Genomic DNA, 22390 nt, shown 5'->3' with positions numbered 1-22390 from the left:
CTTCTTTTCCTGTTCTAATCGAGGAGAGAAAACGATGAACAATAAGGTGGATTATCAAATCGAACTTGACCGGATCCGCGCAGCTCTAGGATATGACTTCATGTCGCTGGCTCTTGCTGAACCTGCGGAATATGACTATGTAATCCGGTGGAAATACGCCTCAGGGAACACTAATGACCGTTACAAACGGATTGTACTTCAATCCGGCAGAGGGATTGCAGGGATCGTGTTCAAGACCGGAAAACCGTTCTTAATCCCTTCTGTGCAGACAGATGTGAAGCCTGATACCTTGTTTAATTATCCCATTACTAAGATGGAGAATTTGAACAGTATTGGTGCTGTACCGGTGTGGAATGATGCCCGCGTCGCAGGCGTGCTTCTAGGCGGTTTCAGGGGTGAACGGCAGGTAACCGCTGAAATGCTGAGAGACCTGGACAGGGTAGCACGTAAGGGGATTGGAGACTTGAACGGGAAGGAATTGTTGCTCAGTTGATGACACCCGGAATGGATCTGCGGAGCCTGCTCATGACGAAGCTGTTCGAGAACAGCTCGGAGGCGATGTTCTTTTTTGACCGGCAAGGGAAAGCCCTGGCGATGAATCCGGCTGCCGAGAACATCGTTGACCAGGATATCCTGAAGCAGTTGTATCAGGGAAATCCGGAGGCACTATGCGGGACCTGCCGGGGATACACTAGTGAGACGGAGCTCCGCACATGCCTTAATTGTTACTTTCATACACCGGACTCAGAGGATTTTACCTCTTATCAAGTCTATCTGGAGACGAAAGATAAGGGTATTGTCCCTTATGCCGCCACCTTTCACACGATAGATGACGAGAATGGTATCAGAGTGTTTATGCTCAGGGATCTGAGCAGACAGTTCACGACACAAGAGAAGTTCTACCAGAACAAGATGATGAAGCATATCATTGAGGCGCAGGAGAATGAACGCAAGCGGATATCCCGTGAACTGCATGACAGCGTTGCCCAAGAGCTGATGAGTGCCGTGATTGATCTGCGTGTGCTCAAATATATGACAGCTGATGAACAGCTGCTGAAGAAGGTGAAGCAGACCGAAGTATCCATGACAAGACTTCTGAATGATATCCGCAACCTTTCCGTGGAGCTCAGGCCGGCTGCACTTGATGATTTCGGGCTGGAGGCTGCATTCCGGTCACACTTCAAGCGGATGGAACAAAGCTACGGACTTATAATTGAATATGAGTCCCGGCTTTTGGAGAAACGGTATGAGAGTGAGATTGAAACCGTCATGTACCGTGTATGCCAGGAAGCTGTGTTGAACGCCCTGAAGTATGCCCAGATAGACAGCGTCAAAGTATCTCTTACAGAAAATGACGGCGTGCTGCGGCTTCTGATTAAGGATGAGGGAACAGGCTTCATTCAGGGAGACGAACCCAATGGAACCGGACTTGGTCTTTTTGGCATGCAGGAACGGGCGGAGCTGGTGGGTGGCACCTTCACCGTAGATTCAGGGATAGGTAGGGGCACAACCATTATTTTACAGGTGCCAGTAGGATTATCCAGAGGAAAGGAATGAGCTTCTGATGAAGATCGTCATTGCAGACGACCATGCGATCGTACGGAGCGGATTCTCCATGATTCTCAATTTTCAGGATGACATAGAAGTGATCGGAGCGGCGGCAGACGGGAGGGAAGCTTATATAATGGTTGCCAAATTCCGGCCGGATATTCTGATTATGGATTTAAGCATGCCTCCGGGCGAAAGTGGGCTGGTTGCAACCGGGAAGATTAAAGAGGATTATCCCGATACCAAAATCCTGATTCTGACGATGCATGACGATGATGAATATCTTTTTCATGTATTGAAGAACGGGGCCTCCGGTTATGTTCTCAAAAGCGCTCCGGACGAGGAGCTTTTGCTGGCCATCCGGACCATTTATGAAGGCGGCACTTATATCCATCCTAAGATGGCGACCTCACTGGTCCGTGAATTTATTAAGCAGGACAAATCCGGCGGTACAGAGGATCTGTTTGAGCTGTTGTCCAAACGTGAACTGGAGATCCTGCCGCTTATCGCCAAGGGATACGGGAACAAGGAAATCGCAGAGAAGCTGTTTATTTCGGTAAAAACGGTGGAAGCCCACAAAGCGAAAATTATGGAGAAGTTAAACCTTAGAAGCAGACCGGAGCTGGTCGAGTATGCTTTAAGGAAAAAAATGCTGGATTTCTGATTTGCAAATGGAGGGTTAGCAGGATGCCGGAAAATACAGGGCTCAAGTTTACGATGCCCGCCATGCGTATTCTTGAGAATGAACACCGCTATTTATCATTTCTGATGGAAGAATGGCATGCCCTTGTACTCTGGTTTGAACACGATCAGCCCGCTCTGGAAGAATCTAGGACACAGCTGCATAAGCTGCGTAAGGCGATTCTGGAGTTTACTGGTCCGTTGAAGAAGCATACAGTGAAGGAAGAAACGTTTTTTTTTCCGCTGCTTGGCAGTTATATCGGCTTTGAACAAGGACCACTGGTCGGCATCCAGGAGGAGCACCGCGAGATTGACGGATATATAGGGCATTTCCTGCATTACACAGAGGGCAATATAGATATGCTGCCGCTTGAGGATATCCGCGCAGCTGTTAAGGATGCAGGGGAGGCTTTTGAGGTTCTGACGGTACACTTTGTCAAAGAAGAGACTGTCATTTACCCGATGGCCGAGCATCAGCTGAGTGCGAAAGACAAAGAACGGTTAAGCCAGCAATTGAATACGCTCATTACGTGATAATGAACAGGCTGCTCCTACTTGGGGCGGCTTTTTTGGGTCTTATTAAGAGAGTAGATAAGGTATTATGTTTCATTTGTGATAGGAGTGAATAAGTTCTGGAGCAAGGCCCCACTATGTGGGGTTATTTTATTTTTAGGGTTTCCCCTGTCAGGGAAAGGGGACTCCCCTATATCTGAGCCGGGGGATCGGCGGATACAATGAGTACAGGAAGTATTGGTATGAATAATCAAGAGAATAAACGGCGAAAAGGTGAGTCGAATGATTAAAAAAATGCAATTGCCGCTACAAACATTAAACTTGATTACTGGATTCATGGTGTGGGTGATCATCTCTTCCCTGATGCCCTTTATTTCCGAGGATATCAGCATTCCTCCGGGGCGGCTAGCGATGGTCACGGCTATTCCGGTGGTGCTCGGCTCTATTCTAAGGATTCCTTTAGGCTATTATGCAAACATTCTGGGAGCACGCATTATTTTTATGTTCAGCTTTATCCTGCTTTTGTTTCCGGTATATTTCATCAGTGAAGCATCCTCGGTCACTCATTTAATTATCGGAGGTTTGTTCCTGGGAATCGGCGGAGCCGTTTTTTCGGTAGGTGTAACCTCTTTGCCGAAGTATTTCCCCAAAGATAAGCATGGTCTGGTCAACGGAATCTACGGGATCGGGAATATCGGAACAGCTGTCACTACCTTCTCGGCTCCGATTGTGGCAGCACAGATTGGCTGGGCACCCGCGGTTAAAATGTATCTGATCCTGTTACTGGTATTTATCGCATTAAATTTCTTCTTTGGGGATCGTCATGAGCCTAAACTCAAAACGCCGATTATTGAACAGATCAAGGGCGTGTCCAAAAATGAAAAGCTCTGGCTTTTCTCCTTGTTCTATTTCATTACCTTTGGCTCCTTCGTTGCCTTCACTATTTATCTGCCGAACTTTCTAGTTTCGAACTTCGATCTGGAAAAAGTGGATGCCGGGATGCGCACAGCCGGCTTCATTGCCGTTGCGACCTTCTTCCGGCCGATAGGCGGCTGGCTTGCCGACAAGTTCCAGCCTTTGTTTCTGCTTACCGGCACATTTAGTATTTATACGGTTGCAGCAATCATCCTGGCATTTATGCCTGACATGGGCTTATATACAGTAGGTTGCCTTGCTATTGCGTTCAGTGCGGGAATCGGTAACGGAGTCATATTCAAATTAGTCCCACTGTACTTCAATAAGCAGGCGGGTGTCGCCAACGGGATCGTATCGATGATGGGCGGTCTGGGCGGTTTTTTCCCTCCCATTATGCTGTCGGTGATTTATTCGGCTACAGGGCAATATTCCATCGGGTTCATGCTGCTCTCTCAGGTAGCGCTGGCCAGTCTGGTGCTGGTAGTGTGGATCTATTTTCAGGACCGGCTTGCGCTTACCTCTGAAGTGTTCAATTCTACCGGACAGGGGATTCTGGTTACGGATGTCTCCGGTCTGATCAAGACCGTCAATCCGGCGTTCACGAAGCTCACCGGCTATACGGAAGACGAAGTTCTTGGCAGACAGCCCAGCATTCTGAAGTCAGGCCGCCAATCCAAGGAGTTCTACCGCTTAATGTGGAGCGAGGTCAGGGAGAAGGGGATGTGGCAGGGTGAAATCTGGAACAAGCGCAAGGGCGGGGAAGAGTATTTGCAGTGGCTGAATATCAGCGCTGTAAAGGATGAGACCGGCGAAGATGTCCGGTATGTAGGCACATTCAGCGATATTACGGAGAAATAACCGGATGAACCGTTTTTTAGTACGGCACTAAGTTAGGAGCAGATGAAGGTGGAAAAGACCAGAACTCCGGTTACCGTTGCCGAAGCTGTATTCCGGGTAACTGAAAGAGCATGTTGCATAGGTACAGAAAGGATTCCACTTGCTGAAAGCTATGGACGGATCCTGGCGGAGCCGCTGACGGCAACCCATGATGTTCCGCATTTTACCCGATCACCCTATGACGGATATGCAATTTCTTCGGCAGATTCTGCCGGTGCTTCCGGTAATAACAGGATCAGCTTTACTGTAGTAGATCATATCGGCGCAGGGGCAGTATCTCAGATTGCAATTGGGCCATGCGAAGCTGTCCGTCTGATGACGGGAGCGGCGCTGCCGTCAGGAGCGGATGCTGTAGTTATGTTTGAACAGGCCACAGCAGCAGGTCATACGTTTACAATCCGTAAAGCTTTTGCGCCACAGGAGAATCTGTCCCTGAAGGGTGAAGATATGCGGTCAGGAGAAATGATCGTTCCGGCCGGCAGCTTCATTCATCCCGGGATTGTAGCGCTGCTGGCTACATTCGGTTATGGGTATGTTCAGGTCGGTAAGCGGCCGGTAGTAGGGATATTGTCTACGGGAACCGAACTGCTGGAGGTGACAGCACAGCTTGCACCCGGCAAAATCCGCAACAGTAACGGACCGATGATCGCAGCCCAGCTCGCCCGGATGGGTATTCCTTACCGGATGTATGATACAGCCGCAGACCAACTGGAAGCATGCCTGCTGACGGTGCGGAAGGCAATGACAGAAACAGACTGCCTGATCACAACGGGAGGTGTGTCCGTCGGTGATTATGACTACCTGCCGGAAATATATAACCGTCTCGGGGCTGATGTGCTGTTCAACAAGGTGGCGATGCGTCCGGGCAGCGTGACCACAGTTGCGGTTGCCGGGGATACGTACTTGTTCGGACTGTCCGGCAATCCTTCTGCCTGCTTCACAGGCTTCGAGCTGTTTGTTAGACCCGCCCTGCTCAAAATGATGGGAGCGGATAAAATTTATCTGCCGCGCACGACGGCGGTACTGGCAGAGGATTACCCAAAGGCCAATCCGTTCACCCGGTTTATCCGGGCTGTTCATGACCGCACCTCGGTGCGTCCTGCCGGTTTCAATAAATCTAATGCCGTATCTTCCATCGCACGCGGGAATTCGCTGATTGTGCTGCCGGGCGGGACAAGAGGTTACGCCGCAGGTGATCTTGTTGATGTACTGCTTCTGGGTGTTGAAGAAGGTACGGATAAATGGGTACTGTAAGCCTACCGGAAGGGAGATAAGAGTCATGAATGCACATCCACTACAGGATCAATTGCGACGGCCTATCCATGATTTGCGGATTTCGGTAACAGACCGGTGCAATTTCCGCTGTTCCTACTGCATGCCGAAGGAAGTGTTCGGTGATGATTATGCATTCCTCCCCGCAAGCGAGCTGTTAACCTTTGAGGAAATCTACCGGCTGACGAAGCTGTTCGTATCCCTTGGAGTAAGCAAAATCCGGTTGACCGGTGGCGAGCCGCTTATGCGGCGTAATCTGCCTGAGCTTGTTGCGGGAATCCGCGCTATCGGCGGTGTAAAAGATATGGGACTGACGACGAATGGGGTACTGCTCGGTGCGCAGGCAGCGCCACTGTATGCTGCGGGACTCCGCAGACTGAACGTCAGCTTGGATGCTTTGGAGCATAAGCGGTTTGGAAAAATGAACGGACGGGGCTTTACGTCTGGATTAATTCTGCATCATATTGATCATGCCGTAGAAGCCGGGTTTGAGGTCAAAGTAAACATGGTGGTACAAAGAGGTGTGAACGAATCGGAGATTGTACCGATGGCTGCCTATTTCAAGGATAAGAATATAACTTTGCGGTTCATCGAGTTTATGGATGCCGGCAACGATAACGGCTGGAGCTATGAGAAGGTTGTAACCAAACGGGAAATACTGGAGCGCCTCCAAGGCTCATTTGAAATGGAAGCACAGGACCATAATTATTTTGGCGAGGTAGCCAAAAGGTACCGGTACAAGGGTAGCTGTACCGAGGTCGGTTTTATTACTTCCGTATCTGAATCGTTCTGCTCTTCCTGTACACGTGCCCGGCTGTCTTCCGACGGCAAATTATACACTTGCCTGTTCGCATCAGACGGTTTTGATCTCAGGGAAATGCTCCGCAGCGGGGCGAGTGACCAAAGCCTGCTGCTAGCCATTAGGGATGTATGGGAGCAGCGGACAGACCGTTACTCCGATGAGCGGACAGAACAAACCGTGAAGAACAGAACAAAGATCGGCATGTCCTATATTGGAGGTTAAAGAGCAGAATGCAATTTCAGCTGTTGATCGAGCCGGATGGCAGATCATTTTTGGCTGAGCAATGTATCCTTATTGTACCTCCAGGATCGAGCAATCCGGAAATGATCGCAGAATAGACTAACGCAACAACAAGGAAGCTCCTCTACCCGGATTACCGGCAGATGAGCTTTCTGGTTTTTTACAACTGTATACTAGAAGTACAACACGAGCACAGACACATATAACATAAAGGAGAAGCCAATTTCGATGATTCCGGTACGTTTTACTGTGATGCCCGTCTTTGGCAGGACAGCTGCCCGCACAAGCAGGATGAGCAGCGGAACAAGCAGAGATGGAAACAGGAACAGCCCGGCTGCTGCAACCAGCAGGTGATATAGAACAGATCCGTAATAGAAGCTAATATTATTTCGTTCACGGATGATGGTTTTGACATACAAAGCGGTTCCGACAAAGTACAGGACAGCCAGCAGGAACAACTCGGTCGCTGTCCGCCAGCTTTCTCCCTGACCGACGTAGAAGACCGGATAAATGATCAGGCAAAATGCCAAAATGGCCGAGATGTCATTGAGCAGGGCACGTTCATTTTTAGTTTTTGCATAATAGAGATTTACAGCGAACAAAGGCACGAGCGGTAGAACAAACCATAACAACTTAGGTTCGGCTACTACCAGATAGACGATCAAAGGGAGTAGCAGAATTCCATATACCTTCAAGGGCTGGGCATAGCGTTTAAATCTTCCTGTCTTCACCCCCTGCAGTAAAGGAAAACTGAACAAATAGATCAGAAGCCAGCAAGCAAACAGCGGAATATGTATCGGTTGCTCCTGGGATGCGGCTACCCCGAACAGAAAGGGAAGGACGAGCATCGCCCAGGCGCCGTGCTGGTTAGGGATATACTTCTTCATAGTAAACATCCTCCTACCCTGAAATATCATGGCATGCGAGGATGCCATACTCTTTAACTATACGTTTTTCCTTGAGGGGACCCGGGTGATTTGAAGCACTAATCATTTTAAGAAAAGGAGTAAACATCGTGAGTATGGAATCTCATCATGCAACAGTACAGGGTCCGGTTCCTGTATTACAAATTGTCGGGTACAAGAATAGCGGAAAAACAACACTTGCCTGCCGTTTAATTCGCGCTCTATCTACTCAAGGTATACGCGTCGGGTCTGCTAAACACGATGCTCACCATTTTCAATTAGATGATCCGGGTACAGACAGCAGCAGGCATCTGCTGCACGGTGCGATTGAAACCGTACTGACATCGTCTGAGGCTACAAGAATAATGCGGAAGTCCGAGACTTCATTAGAAGAAATCGTACAGTCTATGTATGGTAAGGTTGATCTGCTGATTGCTGAAGGGTTCAAATCTGCAGATTATCCCAAAATCGCCTTGATCCGCAATGTAAATGAAATGATAAATCTGCGAAGTCAAGCAACGAATATTTATATGTGGTTAAGCTGGGAGGAGGACGCTAATATGAAAAGTGTAACGTCTGCGGTAAGCAAGAATACTACCCCTGTACTACTTTTAAGGGATCAAGCTCTTATTGATCAGGAGGTCCTCAACCTGGCTTTGTCGCTGCTTCAATCTAATATGGGAATCCCTGACATAAGAGAAGGAGATTCCCTTACAGGAGGTGCACATTGTGCTGACTGGAATAATACTGGCAGGGGGACAGAATTCCCGGATGAAGGGTCGGAATAAAGCGCTCCTGACCTATCACGGGGAGCATTTTATTGTTAGACAGGTGAAGGAGATGCGTACCCTTTGCTCCAAGATCATTATTGTTACGAAAGATGCATCCCTGTATGAGGATTGTCTTCCATCCGGTCTCATTTTTCTACCGGACATCTATGAAGGGCATGGACCCTTAAGCGGGTTTCATGCCGCTTTTGTCAGGGTGGAAACGGATTATGCTTGGGTTGTCGGATGCGATAGTCCTAATATTTCAGCCCCTGCAGCTTCGTGGATGCTCACCCGGTTCAAGGAAGGCGACTATGATGCTGTTCTTCCCATCATTAACGGTAAGCATCAGATGCTCCATGGGGTATATCGGCCGCACCTGATTTTGCCAAGTATCATTGATAGACTGGAAACACGACAGTACCGGCTATCAGGATTATTAGATTCGATGCATTGGTTAGGGGTAGATAAGGGCGACCTTGCTGGTGCTGGTATATATGAGGATTTCACTGTAGATGTAGATACACCTGAGCAATATAAGGATTTGCTGCATCTATCGAAAGGGAGTGATCACATGGGCAGTTCATTATTTGAAATTACAGACGGACCGATCACACCAGCGGAGGTATCTGATAAAGTCCTGCGTAGAGAAGCGGGAGCGATTACCTTATTCCTAGGCACTGTACGGGAGTTCACGCAGGGTAAGCGGACATTATATCTTGAATATGAAGCTTATCCGCTCATGGCTGTAGCGCAATTGGAACGAATTGGGCAGGAAGTGAATGAGCGTTGGCCAAATACTATGGTTGCTGTAACCCATAGGATAGGAAAACTTGAAATCACTGATATCGCCGTTGTGATCGCTGTATCCTCGCCGCGCCGTAAGGCCGCTTACGAAGCGAATGAATATGTGATTGACCGGATTAAAGAAATCGTGCCTATTTGGAAAAAAGAAATGGGCGAAGACGGCGAAGCATGGGTTGGCGATCAGCTGAATCAATTAACCTATCCGGAAGGGCGGCCATTATTTCCGGATGTTCCTGCAGAAGATAAGAAGTAGAGGCGCTATTAATGAAGCAGGGGAGGAAGCAAAGAACATAAATGAGTACTGTTCGAATTGCCTTGTAGTATAATATAAATCAATTCAAGCCATCTAAACCTAAGGCAGCAATAGAACATAGGGATTTTTACCCAAAAAGCGAGGCGTAAGGAAATGAATGCAGCAGAGTTTCAACAGTATGTTAAGGAGTTCAGTGAAATCAAAGGGTTTGATACCAGCACCATTGAGCAGAGAATGCTGTACTTAATGACTGAGGTTGGGGAGTTGTCCAAAGAAGTTTTGTCCGTATCTTTTCATCCAGATGCAGAGCGGAAAGAAAACTTGGGATACGAGATGTACGATGTGGTGTGGAATATTTTTGATCTGGCCAATAAACTTGGCATTGATCTGGAGCAGGCTTTTAAACGTAAGCTGGAGATTAATGAACAGAGGACTTGGGAGTAAGGTGTATCTATTGAATACTATAAAAAAAAATCCAAGGACCTCCTCTGTGGGAAGCCTTGGATTTTTTTCACCCGAAATTTTATTTAAATGAAGCATAACCTTCATCAGCCATTACAACACTACCGTTAATTGCACTAGCTTCTGGTAAGGAGAGCAAGTATACAGTGTCTGCAACTTGTTCAGGCAATGTTAATTTGTTACCCATTACTTTACTCTTCATTTGGTCGACCATTCCTTGATCTTTATATCCTTGGATAATTGGCGTATCTACAGCGCCTGGAGCAACGGCAAGCACGCGGATACCATGGACGGAAAGTTCTAGTGCTGCGGATTTAGTCATCATAATGACCGCACCTTTGGAAGCGTGATATGCGAATGTACCTGGGGAAGCTAGGAATCCAAATACAGAAGCTGTATTGATGATCACACCTTTAATGCCGAGCTCACGCATTTTTTTACCAGCAGCGATAATCCCATGGGCTACGCCATGCTGATTGACATTAATGACACTATGATAATCCTTAAGGTCTTGGTCTAGTACAGGAGTGACGCGGCCGATGCCGGCATTGTTGAACATTACGTCAATTCTTCCATAAGTATCTACAGTTTTCTGAACGAGTGCTTCAACTTCTTCGTATTTTGAGACGTCAGTTTTGACGAAAATAGCTTCGCCACCATCTTTAATAATTTGTGCTACCGTTTCTTCACCTAATTGTTGATTGAAATCGGCAACGACAACTTGATCACCTTTACTTGCAAATTTAATGGCGGTTTGTTTCCCGATTCCACTGGCTCCACCTGTTATTACGGCTACTCTTTTGTCTGTCATTTGAGTTTCCTCCTCGAGAAATATAGTTATACTAGAAATGAAAGTTGATATAGTAAAAATGGTTACTTACTAACTTGTTTACATTGTAGCACTTGTCTAAATTAATTAAAATTTAAGTAAATTTAATAGTTATTAAGTAAAGATTAACTTAAGGGGTGATTCAAATGAATTTGGAGCAGTGCGAGAATATCGTAGAAGTCGCAAAGATTGGTTCTTTAACCAAAGCAGCTCAGAATCGTCATATCACTCTATCCGCAATGAGTCAGTCCATTACCATGCTGGAGGCTGAGCTGGGAGTTACTTTGTTCATCCGTTCGCGCGGGCAAAAGGCGGTTCCCACAGCAGAAGGAAATGCCATTATTAGCAAAGCAAATGAAGTCCTGATGAAAGTAAATGAATTAAAAGAAGAAGCACAGATTTACAGCGATACGTTAAGTGGTCATTTGAAAATTGCTACGATACCCGGACCCATGCATTTGATGGTGAAGGTAATCTCTAGCTTTAAGGCAGATTTTCCAAATGTGAAAATAGAGATTTTTGAAAAGGGACCCAAAGAAATTCTGGATAATGTACTTCAGGATGAAATGGATATTGGACTTATGGTCTCGCCGGAGGGAATGCCTGACAAATATAAAGGGGTTAAGTTTGAACGGTTAGTGGAAGGAAAGATTGTAGTTGGTGTACATCCTCACTCACCGCTTGCCCTGAATTCCATCCTTACACCTGCTCAGTTAGTGGGGCAGACGTTGGTTTTATACGATGATTCTTACATTAAGGACTATGTAGAGCGATATTTATCTGGCTATGGGCCGATCAATTTGCTTTTTGTAAGTAACAACACACGGGCGATTGAGAATGCAGTTGCAGAAGGACTGGCCATCACAATTGGTCTGGATTATTCGTTTCTAAAAATATCAGAGGGTTCTCCAGGCTTCATGAAAACCATCGAGTTACGATCACCAGATACCCGTGCGAAATATTCAGGAGCTATTGTCTCTGCTTCAAAACAGACCTCCCAGACCGCCCGGAGATTTATCAACAGGCTAAAGCATGAATTTGATGAAATGATTAGACGAAGTTAACAGTATGCCTTGGTAAATTTTATCTAACCTTTACGCTTCCTAGTTAATATTAACCCTATGATGTTGTCCAAGCTCAGATCGATATTAGGACAGCCAAGTGGGGAGGATGTCAACACAGTGAGATGGTATCTTAGGCAAATTAATGTTGTTATTATCTTTGTTTTGTTGATTTCGTTGTTACAACCGGGAGCAATTGTTCGCGCTTCCATTTCTGATTTACCAGCAACAGATTACGGAACCGTTATTGATGTTCGCCAAACAGAGCTTGCACCCGGGGCGATGTATACCTGGATAGATCTCCAGAATGAACGTGGTTTACAAAAGATACATGCAGTGGAGTTCAACCCGCAACAAGGAAATTTGGAGCTGCGGGCAGGTACGAAGGATGGAAAGGTATACGGTATGAAGGGCGTTACCGAAATGGCCATGTATGCGGATTCGCCTGGAAACCGAGTGATCGCAGGGATCAACGGTGATTTCTATGAAATCCCCGGTTTTGCTACGGGTGTTCCCAATGGATTTTAAGCTTACACCAAGAGTAGTGTATCTGTAGCTAGCCGTAACATTTCGGCATTCAATGATATTGGTCTTGCTCCACAGTGGGCTCAAGAGGCAACCAGCGAAGTGTACAGACTTGGTTTGATGCAAGGACGTGCTGAAGGGCAATTTGCACCGTGCCAAAACGGAACACGTGCTGAAAGTGCACAGATGATCCTCAACCTGCTGAGTGTTATGGAGTAATGATTATGGCCAGTCTCAGGTTTATGGGGACTGGCTGTTTTTTTGATAATTGGATTAGTGGGATATACGCAGGATACGCACGCATGAATACACTGAGGGGGAAGCGGAGTAAAAGTAAAAATAAGGGTGAGACACAAAAGGTAAGTGTATATGGAGAACAGAGAACTAAGGCACGCTCGCTAAGGTACGATAAAGCTGAGGCACGCTCGCTGAGGTGTGCTAAAGCTAAAGTACGCTCACTGAGGTACGCTAAAGCTAAAGTGTGCCAACAGCGATGCACACTTGGTAAGTTTGGCTCGGACGAGCTACTTTTATCAAGAAAGTTTGTTTTAACAGATAGCCTCGATGGTTTGGGATCGTAACGGACTGTATTGCCGCTATTTTAACTTTTTGGTCTATTTTTCCAATTTTTCGGACTCCATAGCTCTTATTGTCATACTTTTGCACGGAATCGTAATATATTTTAATGAATAGCTGCATTTGAGTCCGATAGCTGAGCAGAATGGCAGAAATCAGCTTAATAAGGTCTCCTCGGTCCGATGAAGTAGAATTGAGTTAATAAGGTGAGTAAGGTGAGTAAGGTGAGTAAGGTGAGCTATGTGAGCCAAGTGAGCTAGGTAAGTCAAGTGAGTAAAGTGAGCAAGTTGAGAAGGTGAGCTAGATGAGTAAAGTAAGTAAACTGAGTCAGTAAACTGAGTCAGTAAACGGAAGATAAGATGCAGAATACAGATGGGGTTTAAGCGTATAGTAAAACTGAGGCGAGTATCGAGCATATTCCAAATGCTTACAGACGAGCGCCGAGTCTTTTTCCGGTATTTTGTAAAGATAGGGTTATATTGGGCGTGGAATACTGGGAATTACTCTTCAGAGGCAAGTAAAAACAAGGAATAATTGTTATTAGCCAACACAAATTGTTATGTTGTGTTATGATAGTAGGGAGGTGACTCCCATGAATGATTTTGAGAACTATCCCGATGAGCTGGGTAATTTCATTCGGCACATCAGAAAGACGAGAGGGTTAACCTTAAGAGGACTGGAAGAAAAGAGCGGTATAAGTTACTCACAGCTCAGCAAAATCGAACGTGGAGAGAGCATTCCGCTTAAAGACAATCTGGACAAGATCATTGAAGCGCTTGGAACGGATCTGAAGAATCGGATGTACCATTTGGCAGATTATATGCCAGATATTGAATATATCAAGACCTTGAAGCAAGGATATGAGCTGCCACAGCTCAAACAGTCTCAAGATTACATCTACGAGACAGCCTTTAACAAGCTTAAGGAATTCAGAGCGAAGGAAGGGAAAGAAACATCGTACGTTTCCTTTGATTCGAATGAAGTTATAGTTTACGAAACGGAATATGGGGCAGGAATGGTAATAGAGAAGATTGAGAAATACAATCTGACCGATGTCCTGAACGATAAGTTTGAGGGTAACCTCGACTCCTTAAGAAAGAGCCCCCGTAAAGGGCGTCAAGCCTTTCTATTTGGCGAGTGGCTACGGGAGTGCGTTTATGAACTGAAGGAAGAGGAACAGGATCAGGTCATACAAGCACTTAAAGAATTTACTCAGTTTAAAGTACAACAAATAAAGGGTGCTTATAAATAATGTATGCCTTTTGCTAATGATCTCAAAAATGAATGAATGTTGCCCTTTCTTGCAGCCATCTATTCATCTTGATCCATAAACTAACAACTAAAAATGGTTTGACAGAAAAGGGGATATTAATAATGAAAATTAACATGAAGTTTACCAGCAAGGGCAAAGTCGCTATAGAGAATTTTAATAACGAGGAATTGCTGGAGATCTTCGCACGTTACATCAAGACATTATCCAAAAAGTATGACATCGAAGTTGATGTTCCTCTTGAAGCGAATCAAAACATTGTTGGTGATGGTGCGGTAATCGCAACTGCAAAAAATGTGAAATGTGATGTTGAAACTTTCTTTAAAGAATTGGGCAGAGATATTAAAGTTCCCTTGAAGAAAAGACTCGGCGGCAAATTGGAAAATGTTTTCAAAACAGAAATTACAGAATAGAGCATTATTTTTATCTCAGATTAACCATCATATGTGCATATAAAAAAGGTAGGGCCGCGGAGGCTCTACCTTTTTTTATGTTTATGTACTTGACTTAAGGCGACCTAAGGAGTTTATTGTTGGTTGAAGCTGAAGAATAATGTGTACCATGCGCAGTGTGAATTTAATGGGGAAGGGGATGTTATATACTTTCAGAATCTATGAGATTTCTACCTCTCATGATATCTTTAATAATTTCAATGAAATCCGGTAACGCATGGGCATCAACCGCTAGCTCATAGATTCTTAGTAAATCCTCGTCAGATATAGATTCCAGAGATGAGGGCCGTGGAGAGGGATGAAAATAGTAATTCATTATGATCCTCCATCATTAATTGTTTTTATTATAGGTTTATCTATATGGTATCATTTGGAATAGGATCCGTCTCCTGTCATTCATCCTACGAATTTATCTTTACATTTGAGGATTATTATGGCATAATGTGCGATTTTGAGGAAATTGCTAAAAAGTTTCAATTTTTAATAAAATAATCCCGGCATGCGTGAACATGCCGGGATTATTAAAAAACTGAATTTTATTCTGACGGTTTTTTCTTTTGTGAAGCAAGATACTTCTTAAGGCGCGGTTCATTGGATTCCGAAACAGTAGTGAACTGCGTACCTTGATTAAAGCATACAATCTTCCGCCCGGGATCATAGCCTTCTATGTTGTTGATATTGACGACATTGCTGCGGTCAAGGCGTTCGAATCCCTTACCCTCATACGCTACGGAAAGATCGGAAAGCGTGGTGGGGAGAATAAATTCGCCTTCTTTCGTATGGACGAATATTGTATTTTTATAATTCGAGAAATACAATATATCTTCCTCTAGAATATCACTAGAGGAACCGTCTTTCTGTAAGACACGCATCTTTTCCCCATCCTTGTTTAATTACTTGCGCAGTTCTTTTGGAATTTCAGGGCTGTAAGCTGCTGGTTTTAGAATTTTTGTAAAAACTTGAGCAGAAGTACCCAGTAGGTTAGAAGCATAACGAGCTAAGGTTTTTTTCATCTGATTGACCTCCTTTGTAATGGGATTATAACTGTAAAGGATTGAACTAAAAATGCCAATCCAATGACAGACGAATGGATCCAAAAATTCAAAGAAACCAGAATTATGGAAATGATCTTTAAACCCAAATACCATTCTTTGGGGATTTGGGCATTAGCATCAGGATTCGGAGCACATAAGATCATTACAATTAAAGAAAAAAGATTAATCCAAATCAAATGGTTATGTATTAGATAGGTAATATGAGGGATAAGTGAACAGATAAAGATAGATACAATATTGCAGGCTCTTGCGGATTTTAAATGCACACCACCAGATGACATTCTTAGGAGTATGAAGCTGAATAAGGCTAAGAATGTTTCCTTTAGCTGTCCAGTGAGCCCGCCAATGCATAACGAAGTCATAATAATTAATAAAGTATTCATAATAATGCTAAGGGCATAATGCATGATTTCAATAGAATGCGTTTGCTCTGGATTACTTTTCTTAATGAACTCAACAATTTTAAGAGATAAATGATTCATAATTATTTCTGTCCTTTTTGTATGAGAAATATAGATATCCCCATAATAGTATTCCATAGAGAAATGGGATTATGAAAAAGAAACAAGATTCAAAAAAGTAGTTGAGTGAAGTGACGACAATTATTGTAGGAAGATTAAGAGCGAATAATATTTTTTCATTAGTCGTTGGTTTAATTTTTACATCGGGTTTATCAGGTACAAAGTCATATCCAATACGTTTATGACCTACATACATACCAATGAGAATCGCGGTTAATGCTGATAAAACCTGCATTGTAATCATGTTTTTGGTAATCGGGTTCAAGATATTTAGAGGCATGATGATTACAGAGTTTAATAGATACATAAGACTGGTCTGAATCACCAAGTATGCTTGATAGGTCATCCCTGTTAATATAGAAGCGTAGAAGGGATGAATCCGGAATAACATCCACATAAAACAAAACATTAGTGCATATTGTGAGAAAATATCTAATGGAAACATCCCATAGTTGATCCTAATTGTATAAGAACAAAAGCCCATAATAAAACTAGCAAACACCATCTCTTTATGATATAGATCAATTTTGAAGATTTTGAAAGCCAGAAAAAACATTGCATAAGTCTCTAGTATTGAAAATATCATAAAAAGAATAAAATCTAGCATGCCGACACTCCCGATGACTTCTAGTTTAACCAACCCTATTATTGCAAGTATCGTATAAAATGAGCTAAAATACAACAACTACAGTATAATTTTCCTCCTATTTTTTCAAAAAAATTCAAAATGAGAGGGGTTTAGACATGGGGCGACGTCCAGAAAGCAGTGAGTATCTCGAAGAATTATCAAAATATGTCGATTTAGTGCCAGCTGAAGGAGACATCATTACTATTTTTAGAGAGCAGACGGATGAGATTTGCACTTTTATTTCGAATCTTACGGAAGAACAAGGGGACTATCGTTACGCTCCAGAGAAATGGAGTATCAAGGAAATGGTCGGACATCTGGCTGATACCGGAAGAATCATGTCCTACCGTTTATTGTGCATCGCCAGAGGGGATACGACTCCACTGCCGGGTTTTGAAGAGAAAGACTACGTACTTAACGCCAATTTCGAAGTACACACTTTAAAAGCATTACTGGCCCATTACAAGCTTGTTCGAGAATCGACATTACTCCTAATGGAAACTCTGCCGGAGGAAGCATGGATCCGGAAGGGAATAGTTAACGAGGCTACTCTTTCTGCGAGAGCTCAGGCCTGCATTATGATTGGACATGACCATCATCATTTGAATATTCTTAAAGATAGATATTTAGGGTAATATCTTCTTAATCAAAAAAGCATTCCAATAGCCTTTATGGCTTTGGGATGCTTTTTATACACGGCTATAGCGGTGGATTCTTGTGACATTTGCGGCATACCGGATAGTAAGCTTCATTACCACCAATCTGGATTTGCTTGCCGCTATATACGGGCTTGCCGTTTTCTACTCGTAGAGCCATAGTAGCTTTGCGCTCGCAGAACCAGCAGATCGTCTTCATTTCCTCAATTTTATCAGCGTAGATCAGCATATATTTGCTGCCTTCAAATAACTGATTCTGAAAATCATTTTTAAGTCCGAAGGCCATTACCGGAATACCCAGCTCATCAACGATACGCACTAGCTGGAGAATACATTCCTTGCTTAGAAATTGACATTCATCAATAAGTACACAGTGTGGTTTAGGTTGGTTACTGCTGACGATATTATAAATATCTGTGTTCTCATCGATGGGGATTGCTTGTTTCCGAAGCCCAATACGAGAAGAAATAAAACCAACCTCGTCCCGGTCGTCTATGGATGGAGTGAAAATAAGCACCGATTTCCCCTGCTCTTCATAATTATGTGCAACCTTGAGTATCTCAATAGATTTACCACTGTTCATTGCTCCGTATTTGAAAAACAATTGTGCCACTTCCATCTATCCTTTCGTAAAAAACATTGATTATATCTTAAAAATGCGACCATATTAGAGTATCATATTCGGATCGGATGTATCCAGTGAAAACATTGCGATTGTTTGGATGTGGTATGATAAGAGGTAATAAGAGATGGGAAAGGAAGTAATAAGTGTGACTGAAAGATTAGACGAATATAAGGAACGGTTAGCTCTTTTGCAGCAGAATGGAGATTTATCCAGTGACACTGAAAGCTTGCTGGAAGAAATGATGGCGGATTTGGTGGAATTGAATCGGAGTAATAAAGCACTGCGTAGAGCAATACTGAAAACTGGACAGGCTTCCACGATGTCAACTCGGTTAAGGGATGCACTGTACGAATAGAAAAAGAGGGTATGCGAATGGCTTTGATTTTCTCTTTTCTCAAAAAATATAAGGTAGCTGCAATAGCTGCCCTTGTAATGATGCTCATTGAATTGACGGTAGAATTATCACAGCCTTTGATCATTTCCAAAATCATTGACTTAGGGATCCGAGAAAAAGATACCTCTGTAGTATGGCTGTGGGGCAGTGTATTGATCGGCAGCGCGGTAGTTGCGTTTACAGCCGGGGTACTCAGTTCTTTTTTTGCTGCCCATGCAAGTCAGAGCTTTGCGTTCGATCTTAGGGACAAATTGTACGAAAAGGTACAGTCTTTTACGTATGAAGTATTCAATCGTTTTGCTACCTCTTCACTGATTACCCGTCTGACTGGTGATGTATCACAGCTGCAGGATACTATTTTTATGAGCTTGCGCTTTATGACACGGGTGCCACTTGTTGTGGTAGGCAGTGTGATTATGGCGTTAGTTGTTCATGTGAAGCTGGGATTACTGCTGACGGTGGCGTTACCTTTGTTGATTTTTTTCCTCTACTGGATTATGAGAAAAGCTTCCTTGTTATTTCGTACGGTCCAGCAGCGTTTAGACGGAGTTAATGGCGTGATTCAGGAGAATCTTACGGGTATTCGCTTGATCCGCGTATTTGTGCGTATGGGGTATGAGATTGAACGTTTCACGGTATTTAGCGGGAATTTGATGAGATCAACGGTGTCTGCCTTGCGTTTGACTGAGACGACGATGCCTTTTGTTATGCTTATTGTGAATGCGGCGATTTTGGCGATTTTATGGTTTGGACGGATAGCCATCTCCAATGGGGATGCTACTTTGGGTCAGACTGTTGCTGTTATTAATTACTCCTTGCGAACGATTGGAGCACTATCAGCTATATCTGGTCTTGTTGTAACGTTTTCCCGCGCTCGTGCCTCCTCTCAGCGTGTTTCAGAAGTTATGGAAGCGGGAGCTGGAGTTCGTGAAGGCGGGACTTTGCAAGGCGAGCCGATACAGGGCCACGTTAAATTTGAAGGCGTTTGCTTTAAGTATCCTAATAGTGATATCTCTGTCCTGGAGGACATTCATTTTGAAGTAGCTGCTGGTGAGCGAGTAGCGATTATGGGGGCGACCGGATCAGGAAAATCCTCACTCGTGAGTCTGATTCCGCGCTTGTATGAAGAGACAGACGGCACCATTTGGATTGACGGTGAAAAAAGTGCTGATATCGATATTTCCAGACTGCGGAGATCGATAGGTTATGTGCCTCAGGAATTGCAGCTTTTCAGCGGATCAATCCGCAATAATATTGCATGGGGCAATGAACACGCCACACTTGAACAAATCCAACAAGCAGCGGCGGCTGCACAAATTCACGAGACGGTAAAAGGGTTGCCGGATGGCTATGACACGATGCTTGGTCAACGAGGGGTTAATCTCTCCGGCGGACAAAAGCAGCGGTTAACGATTGCCCGCGCACTTGTTAGGAAACCGGCTATGTTGATCCTTGATGACAGCACCAGTGCACTTGATGCGGTTACGGAAGGGCTTTTGCTGGAGGCGCTAAAGGATATCTCCTGTACAACCTTTTTGATTACTCAGAAAATCAGTTCAACGGCATCAGCCGATTTGATCCTGTTGCTGGATGAGGGACGATTAATTGGCAAAGGCTCGCATAAGGAGCTTATGGCAAGCTCCGAGCTGTACCGCAAGATTTATGAATCACAGGTAGAGGAGGCGAAGCAGCATGTTCAAAGCATTAATTGAACCTTTTCGTCATCCTAAACCGAACTTTGAACTTGGCGTGGGACGAAGTCTAGGGACAGCATCTGGCGGCAAACCCAAAGCAAAGGCGAAGGATTGGTCAGGGACGCTGATCCGGATCTGGAGTTATCTAGCTGAGCGTAAAGCCAAGCTTATTCTTGTACTGATCATGGTTGTCTTCAGCTCAGCGCTAGCGCTGCTGGGGCCATACATGATTGGCAGAGCGGTGGATAATTATCTGGAAGGTACCGGCGGGCGCTCATGGGTTGTTTTTCTGACAAGCCTTGCTTGTGTGTACATTTTTTATTCTCTGACTTCTTGGCTGCAAAACATATGGATGATCGAAATTGCTCAAGAAACTGTATTACGGATGCGTACGGAGCTATTCTCCCATTTACACCGTCTGCCCATTTCCTTTTTTAATCGGAGACAGCAGGGAGAAATTATGAGCCGTCTTACCAATGATATCGAGAACGTCAGCTCTACGTTGAATAGCTCGGCTATTCAGATATTTTCAAGTGTCTTAACCTTGCTGGGAACCGTAGGGGTTATGCTGTGGCTTAGTCCCTTGTTGACGCTGCTCACATTCCTCGTCGTGCCTTTGATGTTGTTAGGCATGCGCTGGATTACACGCCGTACAGGCCCACTATTTAAAGAACGTCAGCGCAATGTAGGGGAGCTTAACGGTTATATTGAGGAGACCTTATCCGGACAACGGATTATCAAGGCTTTTTCACAAGAGGAACGGGTCATCTCCGGTTTTCATGAACGCAACAAGCGAATTATGCTGTCAGGTTACTGGGCGCAGTCCATTTCTGGTTTCATCCCCAAGCTTATGAATGGTCTTAATAATCTCAGCTTCGCCATTGTTGCAGGAATTGGTGGTCTGCTTGCGATCCGTGGGTCGATTACAGTGGGTGTGATCATCGTATTCGTTGAATATACCCGCCAGTTTACTCGTCCGCTTAATGATTTAGCGAATCAGTGGAATACCTTGCTTTCAGCGGTGGCAGGGGCAGAACGGGTGTTTGAAGTGCTGGACGAAGAGACCGAGGCTAAAGATGAAGGTGCAGCCATATCACTTGAAACTGTACAGGGTGCGGTGAAGTTTGAAAATGTAGCTTTTTCTTATGATGGAGGTTCTAACACGCTGCAGGATATCAGCTTTGAAGCGAAGCCTGGTGAGATGATCGCTTTAGTTGGACCTACCGGTGCAGGCAAAACAACGCTAATAGGGCTGTTATCCCGTTTTTATGATCCTAATCAGGGGAAAATCACGCTGGATGGCTTAGATATCACTTCGATTCGGCGGGAAAGCTTGAGAAGTCATATGGCCTTTGTATTGCAGGATTCCTTTTTGTTCAAAGGGAGTATCCGCGATAACATCCGGTACGGGAGGCTGGATGCGTCCGATGAAGAGGTTGAAGAGGCGGCTAAGCTGGCCAATGCCCATTCTTTTATTATGCGAATGCCCGAAGGTTATGAACGGATGCTCTCGGCGGATGGCAGCGGTATAAGCCAAGGGCAGAAGCAGCTGCTCTCCATTGCGAGAGCGATTCTTGCTAACCCCTCTATGCTTGTGCTTGATGAAGCAACCAGCAGTATTGATACAGTGACCGAGATCAAGATTCAGGAAGGGCTGCAGGCGCTGATGAAAGGGCGAACGAGCTTCGTCATCGCTCATAGACTTGGCACGATTCGTGCGGCTGATCGAATTCTTGTGCTTCAGGGCGGCAGATTATTGCAGCAAGGCTCTCATGAAGAGCTGCTGAAGCAAGGCGGACTGTACAGTGAGTTGGTACAGGGGCGGCGGAACGAGGCACTTGATAAGTCTGGTATTTAAGAAAAAGGCGAGAATTTTCAGGGAGCGCAGATTGCGTCCTTGAAAGTTCTCGCCTTTATGTTATTTGTGATAGATAACGAGCACCAGATCGGGTGAGCTGGGAGGGTTTGAATGTGGGGAAATCTATTGTACAAATTACAATCAGCAGGGTAATAAGGCTTGATTGTGTGCGATTCGAGATTCA

25 protein-coding genes and 1 pseudogene are annotated in these 22390 nt (G+C 44.7%); 20 read left to right on the top strand and 6 right to left on the bottom strand.

The genetic code is table 11. The annotated features are described in order from the left end of the window. Positions 1-34 precede the first annotated feature (34 nt). From NYE72_RS21595 to moaA, 7 genes are all read left to right on the top strand, one after another. Positions 35-493 (top strand): GAF domain-containing protein, encoded by a 459-nt coding sequence (locus tag NYE72_RS21595; protein ID WP_036675992.1) that lies wholly within the window; start codon positions 35-37, stop codon positions 491-493. After that, a complete protein-coding gene (locus NYE72_RS21590; protein WP_076141342.1) occupies positions 493-1557 on the top strand; it encodes a sensor histidine kinase in 1065 nt (354 codons plus the stop codon). Before NYE72_RS21595 ends, NYE72_RS21590 begins: the two co-directional genes overlap by 1 nt. A 7-nt stretch (positions 1558-1564) precedes the next feature. After that, on the top strand, positions 1565-2212 hold the full coding sequence (locus NYE72_RS21585; protein ID WP_076141341.1) for a response regulator transcription factor: 648 nt from the start codon (positions 1565-1567) through the stop codon (positions 2210-2212). 23 nt (positions 2213-2235) lie between these two features. Continuing rightward, positions 2236-2763 (top strand): hemerythrin domain-containing protein, encoded by a 528-nt coding sequence (locus NYE72_RS21580; protein WP_076141340.1) that lies wholly within the window; start codon positions 2236-2238, stop codon positions 2761-2763. A gap of 261 nt (positions 2764-3024) precedes the next feature. Continuing rightward, a complete protein-coding gene (locus NYE72_RS21575; protein WP_076141339.1) occupies positions 3025-4515 on the top strand; it encodes a nitrate/nitrite transporter in 1491 nt (496 codons plus the stop codon). 42 nt (positions 4516-4557) lie between these two features. Then, entirely contained in the window at positions 4558-5808 is a 1251-nt protein-coding gene (glp, locus tag NYE72_RS21570) for a gephyrin-like molybdotransferase Glp (RefSeq protein WP_076141338.1), read from the top strand. Positions 5809-5833: 25 nt separating this feature from the next. After that, entirely contained in the window at positions 5834-6850 is a 1017-nt protein-coding gene (gene moaA / locus NYE72_RS21565; RefSeq protein ID WP_076141337.1) for a GTP 3',8-cyclase MoaA, read from the top strand. Between the two features lie 191 nt (positions 6851-7041). On the opposite strand, the gene NYE72_RS21560 is transcribed toward moaA, so the two are convergent. Next, positions 7042-7755, bottom strand: coding sequence for a YwiC-like family protein (locus NYE72_RS21560; protein WP_170914207.1), 714 nt, complete (start codon positions 7753-7755; stop codon positions 7042-7044). Positions 7756-7889: 134 nt separating this feature from the next. Here NYE72_RS21560 and mobB point away from each other — a divergent pair, with 134 nt between their 5' ends. The 4 genes and pseudogenes from mobB to NYE72_RS21540 all read left to right on the top strand — a co-directional run bounded on the left by mobB (position 7890) and on the right by NYE72_RS21540 (position 10044). Then, positions 7890-8561 carry a molybdopterin-guanine dinucleotide biosynthesis protein B gene (gene mobB, locus NYE72_RS21555; protein ID WP_339212105.1) on the top strand — a complete coding sequence of 224 codons (672 nt, stop codon included), beginning with the start codon at positions 7890-7892 and terminating at the stop codon, positions 8559-8561. Next, positions 8545-8874 (top strand): annotated as a pseudogene (locus NYE72_RS21550) (NTP transferase domain-containing protein); the annotation flags it as partial. The gene mobB and the pseudogene NYE72_RS21550, both read left to right, overlap by 17 nt. A 240-nt stretch (positions 8875-9114) precedes the next feature. Then, positions 9115-9600, top strand: coding sequence for a molybdenum cofactor biosynthesis protein MoaE (locus NYE72_RS21545; RefSeq protein ID WP_076297415.1), 486 nt, complete (start codon positions 9115-9117; stop codon positions 9598-9600). Positions 9601-9753: 153 nt separating this feature from the next. Next, complete coding sequence (locus tag NYE72_RS21540) at positions 9754-10044, top strand: MazG nucleotide pyrophosphohydrolase domain-containing protein (RefSeq protein WP_036676004.1); 291 nt, start codon at positions 9754-9756, stop codon at positions 10042-10044. Positions 10045-10123: 79 nt separating this feature from the next. On the opposite strand, the gene NYE72_RS21535 is transcribed toward NYE72_RS21540, so the two are convergent. Continuing rightward, positions 10124-10873: an SDR family oxidoreductase gene (locus NYE72_RS21535; RefSeq protein WP_036676006.1), complete on the bottom strand. Its 750-nt coding sequence runs from the start codon at positions 10871-10873 to the stop codon at positions 10124-10126. Positions 10874-11037: 164 nt separating this feature from the next. Between NYE72_RS21535 and NYE72_RS21530 the strand changes: the two genes are divergently transcribed. The 5 genes from NYE72_RS21530 to NYE72_RS21510 all read left to right on the top strand — a co-directional run bounded on the left by NYE72_RS21530 (position 11038) and on the right by NYE72_RS21510 (position 14736). After that, complete coding sequence (locus NYE72_RS21530; protein WP_076098659.1) at positions 11038-11955, top strand: LysR family transcriptional regulator; 918 nt, start codon at positions 11038-11040, stop codon at positions 11953-11955. Between the two features lie 117 nt (positions 11956-12072). Further along, positions 12073-12480: a hypothetical protein gene (locus NYE72_RS21525; RefSeq protein ID WP_076141335.1), complete on the top strand. Its 408-nt coding sequence runs from the start codon at positions 12073-12075 to the stop codon at positions 12478-12480. Positions 12481-12519: 39 nt separating this feature from the next. Continuing rightward, positions 12520-12696 carry an S-layer homology domain-containing protein gene (locus tag NYE72_RS21520; RefSeq protein ID WP_141118485.1) on the top strand — a complete coding sequence of 59 codons (177 nt, stop codon included), beginning with the start codon at positions 12520-12522 and terminating at the stop codon, positions 12694-12696. A 949-nt stretch (positions 12697-13645) separates the two neighbouring features. Then, positions 13646-14305 carry a helix-turn-helix transcriptional regulator gene (locus tag NYE72_RS21515; RefSeq protein ID WP_036676012.1) on the top strand — a complete coding sequence of 220 codons (660 nt, stop codon included), beginning with the start codon at positions 13646-13648 and terminating at the stop codon, positions 14303-14305. A gap of 122 nt (positions 14306-14427) precedes the next feature. Then, positions 14428-14736, top strand: a complete 309-nt coding sequence (locus NYE72_RS21510; RefSeq protein WP_036676014.1) for a hypothetical protein — start codon at positions 14428-14430, stop codon at positions 14734-14736. Between the two features lie 575 nt (positions 14737-15311). Here NYE72_RS21510 and NYE72_RS21505 read toward each other — a convergent pair. From NYE72_RS21505 to NYE72_RS21495, 3 genes are all read right to left on the bottom strand, one after another. Further along, a complete protein-coding gene (locus tag NYE72_RS21505; RefSeq protein ID WP_036676016.1) occupies positions 15312-15647 on the bottom strand; it encodes a LytTR family DNA-binding domain-containing protein in 336 nt (111 codons plus the stop codon). Positions 15648-15668: 21 nt separating this feature from the next. After that, the gene (locus tag NYE72_RS21500; protein WP_139329854.1) at positions 15669-15788 is read right to left on the bottom strand and encodes a cyclic lactone autoinducer peptide; all 120 of its coding nucleotides are present in this window, start codon (positions 15786-15788) and stop codon (positions 15669-15671) included. Positions 15789-16292: 504 nt separating this feature from the next. Then, positions 16293-16958 (bottom strand): hypothetical protein, encoded by a 666-nt coding sequence (locus NYE72_RS21495; protein ID WP_162164254.1) that lies wholly within the window; start codon positions 16956-16958, stop codon positions 16293-16295. A 137-nt stretch (positions 16959-17095) separates the two neighbouring features. Here NYE72_RS21495 and NYE72_RS21490 point away from each other — a divergent pair, with 137 nt between their 5' ends. Further along, positions 17096-17614: a DinB family protein gene (locus tag NYE72_RS21490; protein ID WP_036676018.1), complete on the top strand. Its 519-nt coding sequence runs from the start codon at positions 17096-17098 to the stop codon at positions 17612-17614. A gap of 64 nt (positions 17615-17678) precedes the next feature. Here the strand turns inward: NYE72_RS21490 and NYE72_RS21485 are convergent, their stop codons facing one another. Then, on the bottom strand, positions 17679-18248 hold the full coding sequence (locus NYE72_RS21485; RefSeq protein ID WP_036676019.1) for a thymidine kinase: 570 nt from the start codon (positions 18246-18248) through the stop codon (positions 17679-17681). Positions 18249-18384: 136 nt separating this feature from the next. On the opposite strand from NYE72_RS21485, the gene NYE72_RS21480 reads away from it, so the two are divergent. The 3 genes from NYE72_RS21480 to NYE72_RS21470 are packed head-to-tail and all read left to right on the top strand — an operon-like array spanning position 18385 to position 22206. Next, the gene (locus NYE72_RS21480; RefSeq protein ID WP_036676022.1) at positions 18385-18615 is read left to right on the top strand and encodes a hypothetical protein; all 231 of its coding nucleotides are present in this window, start codon (positions 18385-18387) and stop codon (positions 18613-18615) included. Between the two features lie 17 nt (positions 18616-18632). Continuing rightward, complete coding sequence (locus tag NYE72_RS21475) at positions 18633-20366, top strand: ABC transporter ATP-binding protein (RefSeq protein ID WP_036676023.1); 1734 nt, start codon at positions 18633-18635, stop codon at positions 20364-20366. Further along, a complete protein-coding gene (locus tag NYE72_RS21470) occupies positions 20347-22206 on the top strand; it encodes an ABC transporter ATP-binding protein (protein ID WP_036676026.1) in 1860 nt (619 codons plus the stop codon). Before NYE72_RS21475 ends, NYE72_RS21470 begins: the two co-directional genes overlap by 20 nt. Positions 22207-22390 lie beyond the last annotated feature (184 nt).

The sequence above is a fragment of the Paenibacillus sp. FSL L8-0333 genome (genome assembly GCF_037965665.1).
Lineage (GTDB): Bacteria > Bacillota > Bacilli > Paenibacillales > Paenibacillaceae > Paenibacillus_AQ > Paenibacillus_AQ odorifer.
The sequence above is the reverse complement of the archived record's forward strand: the minus strand, read 5'-3'. Positions and strand labels throughout refer to the sequence as shown.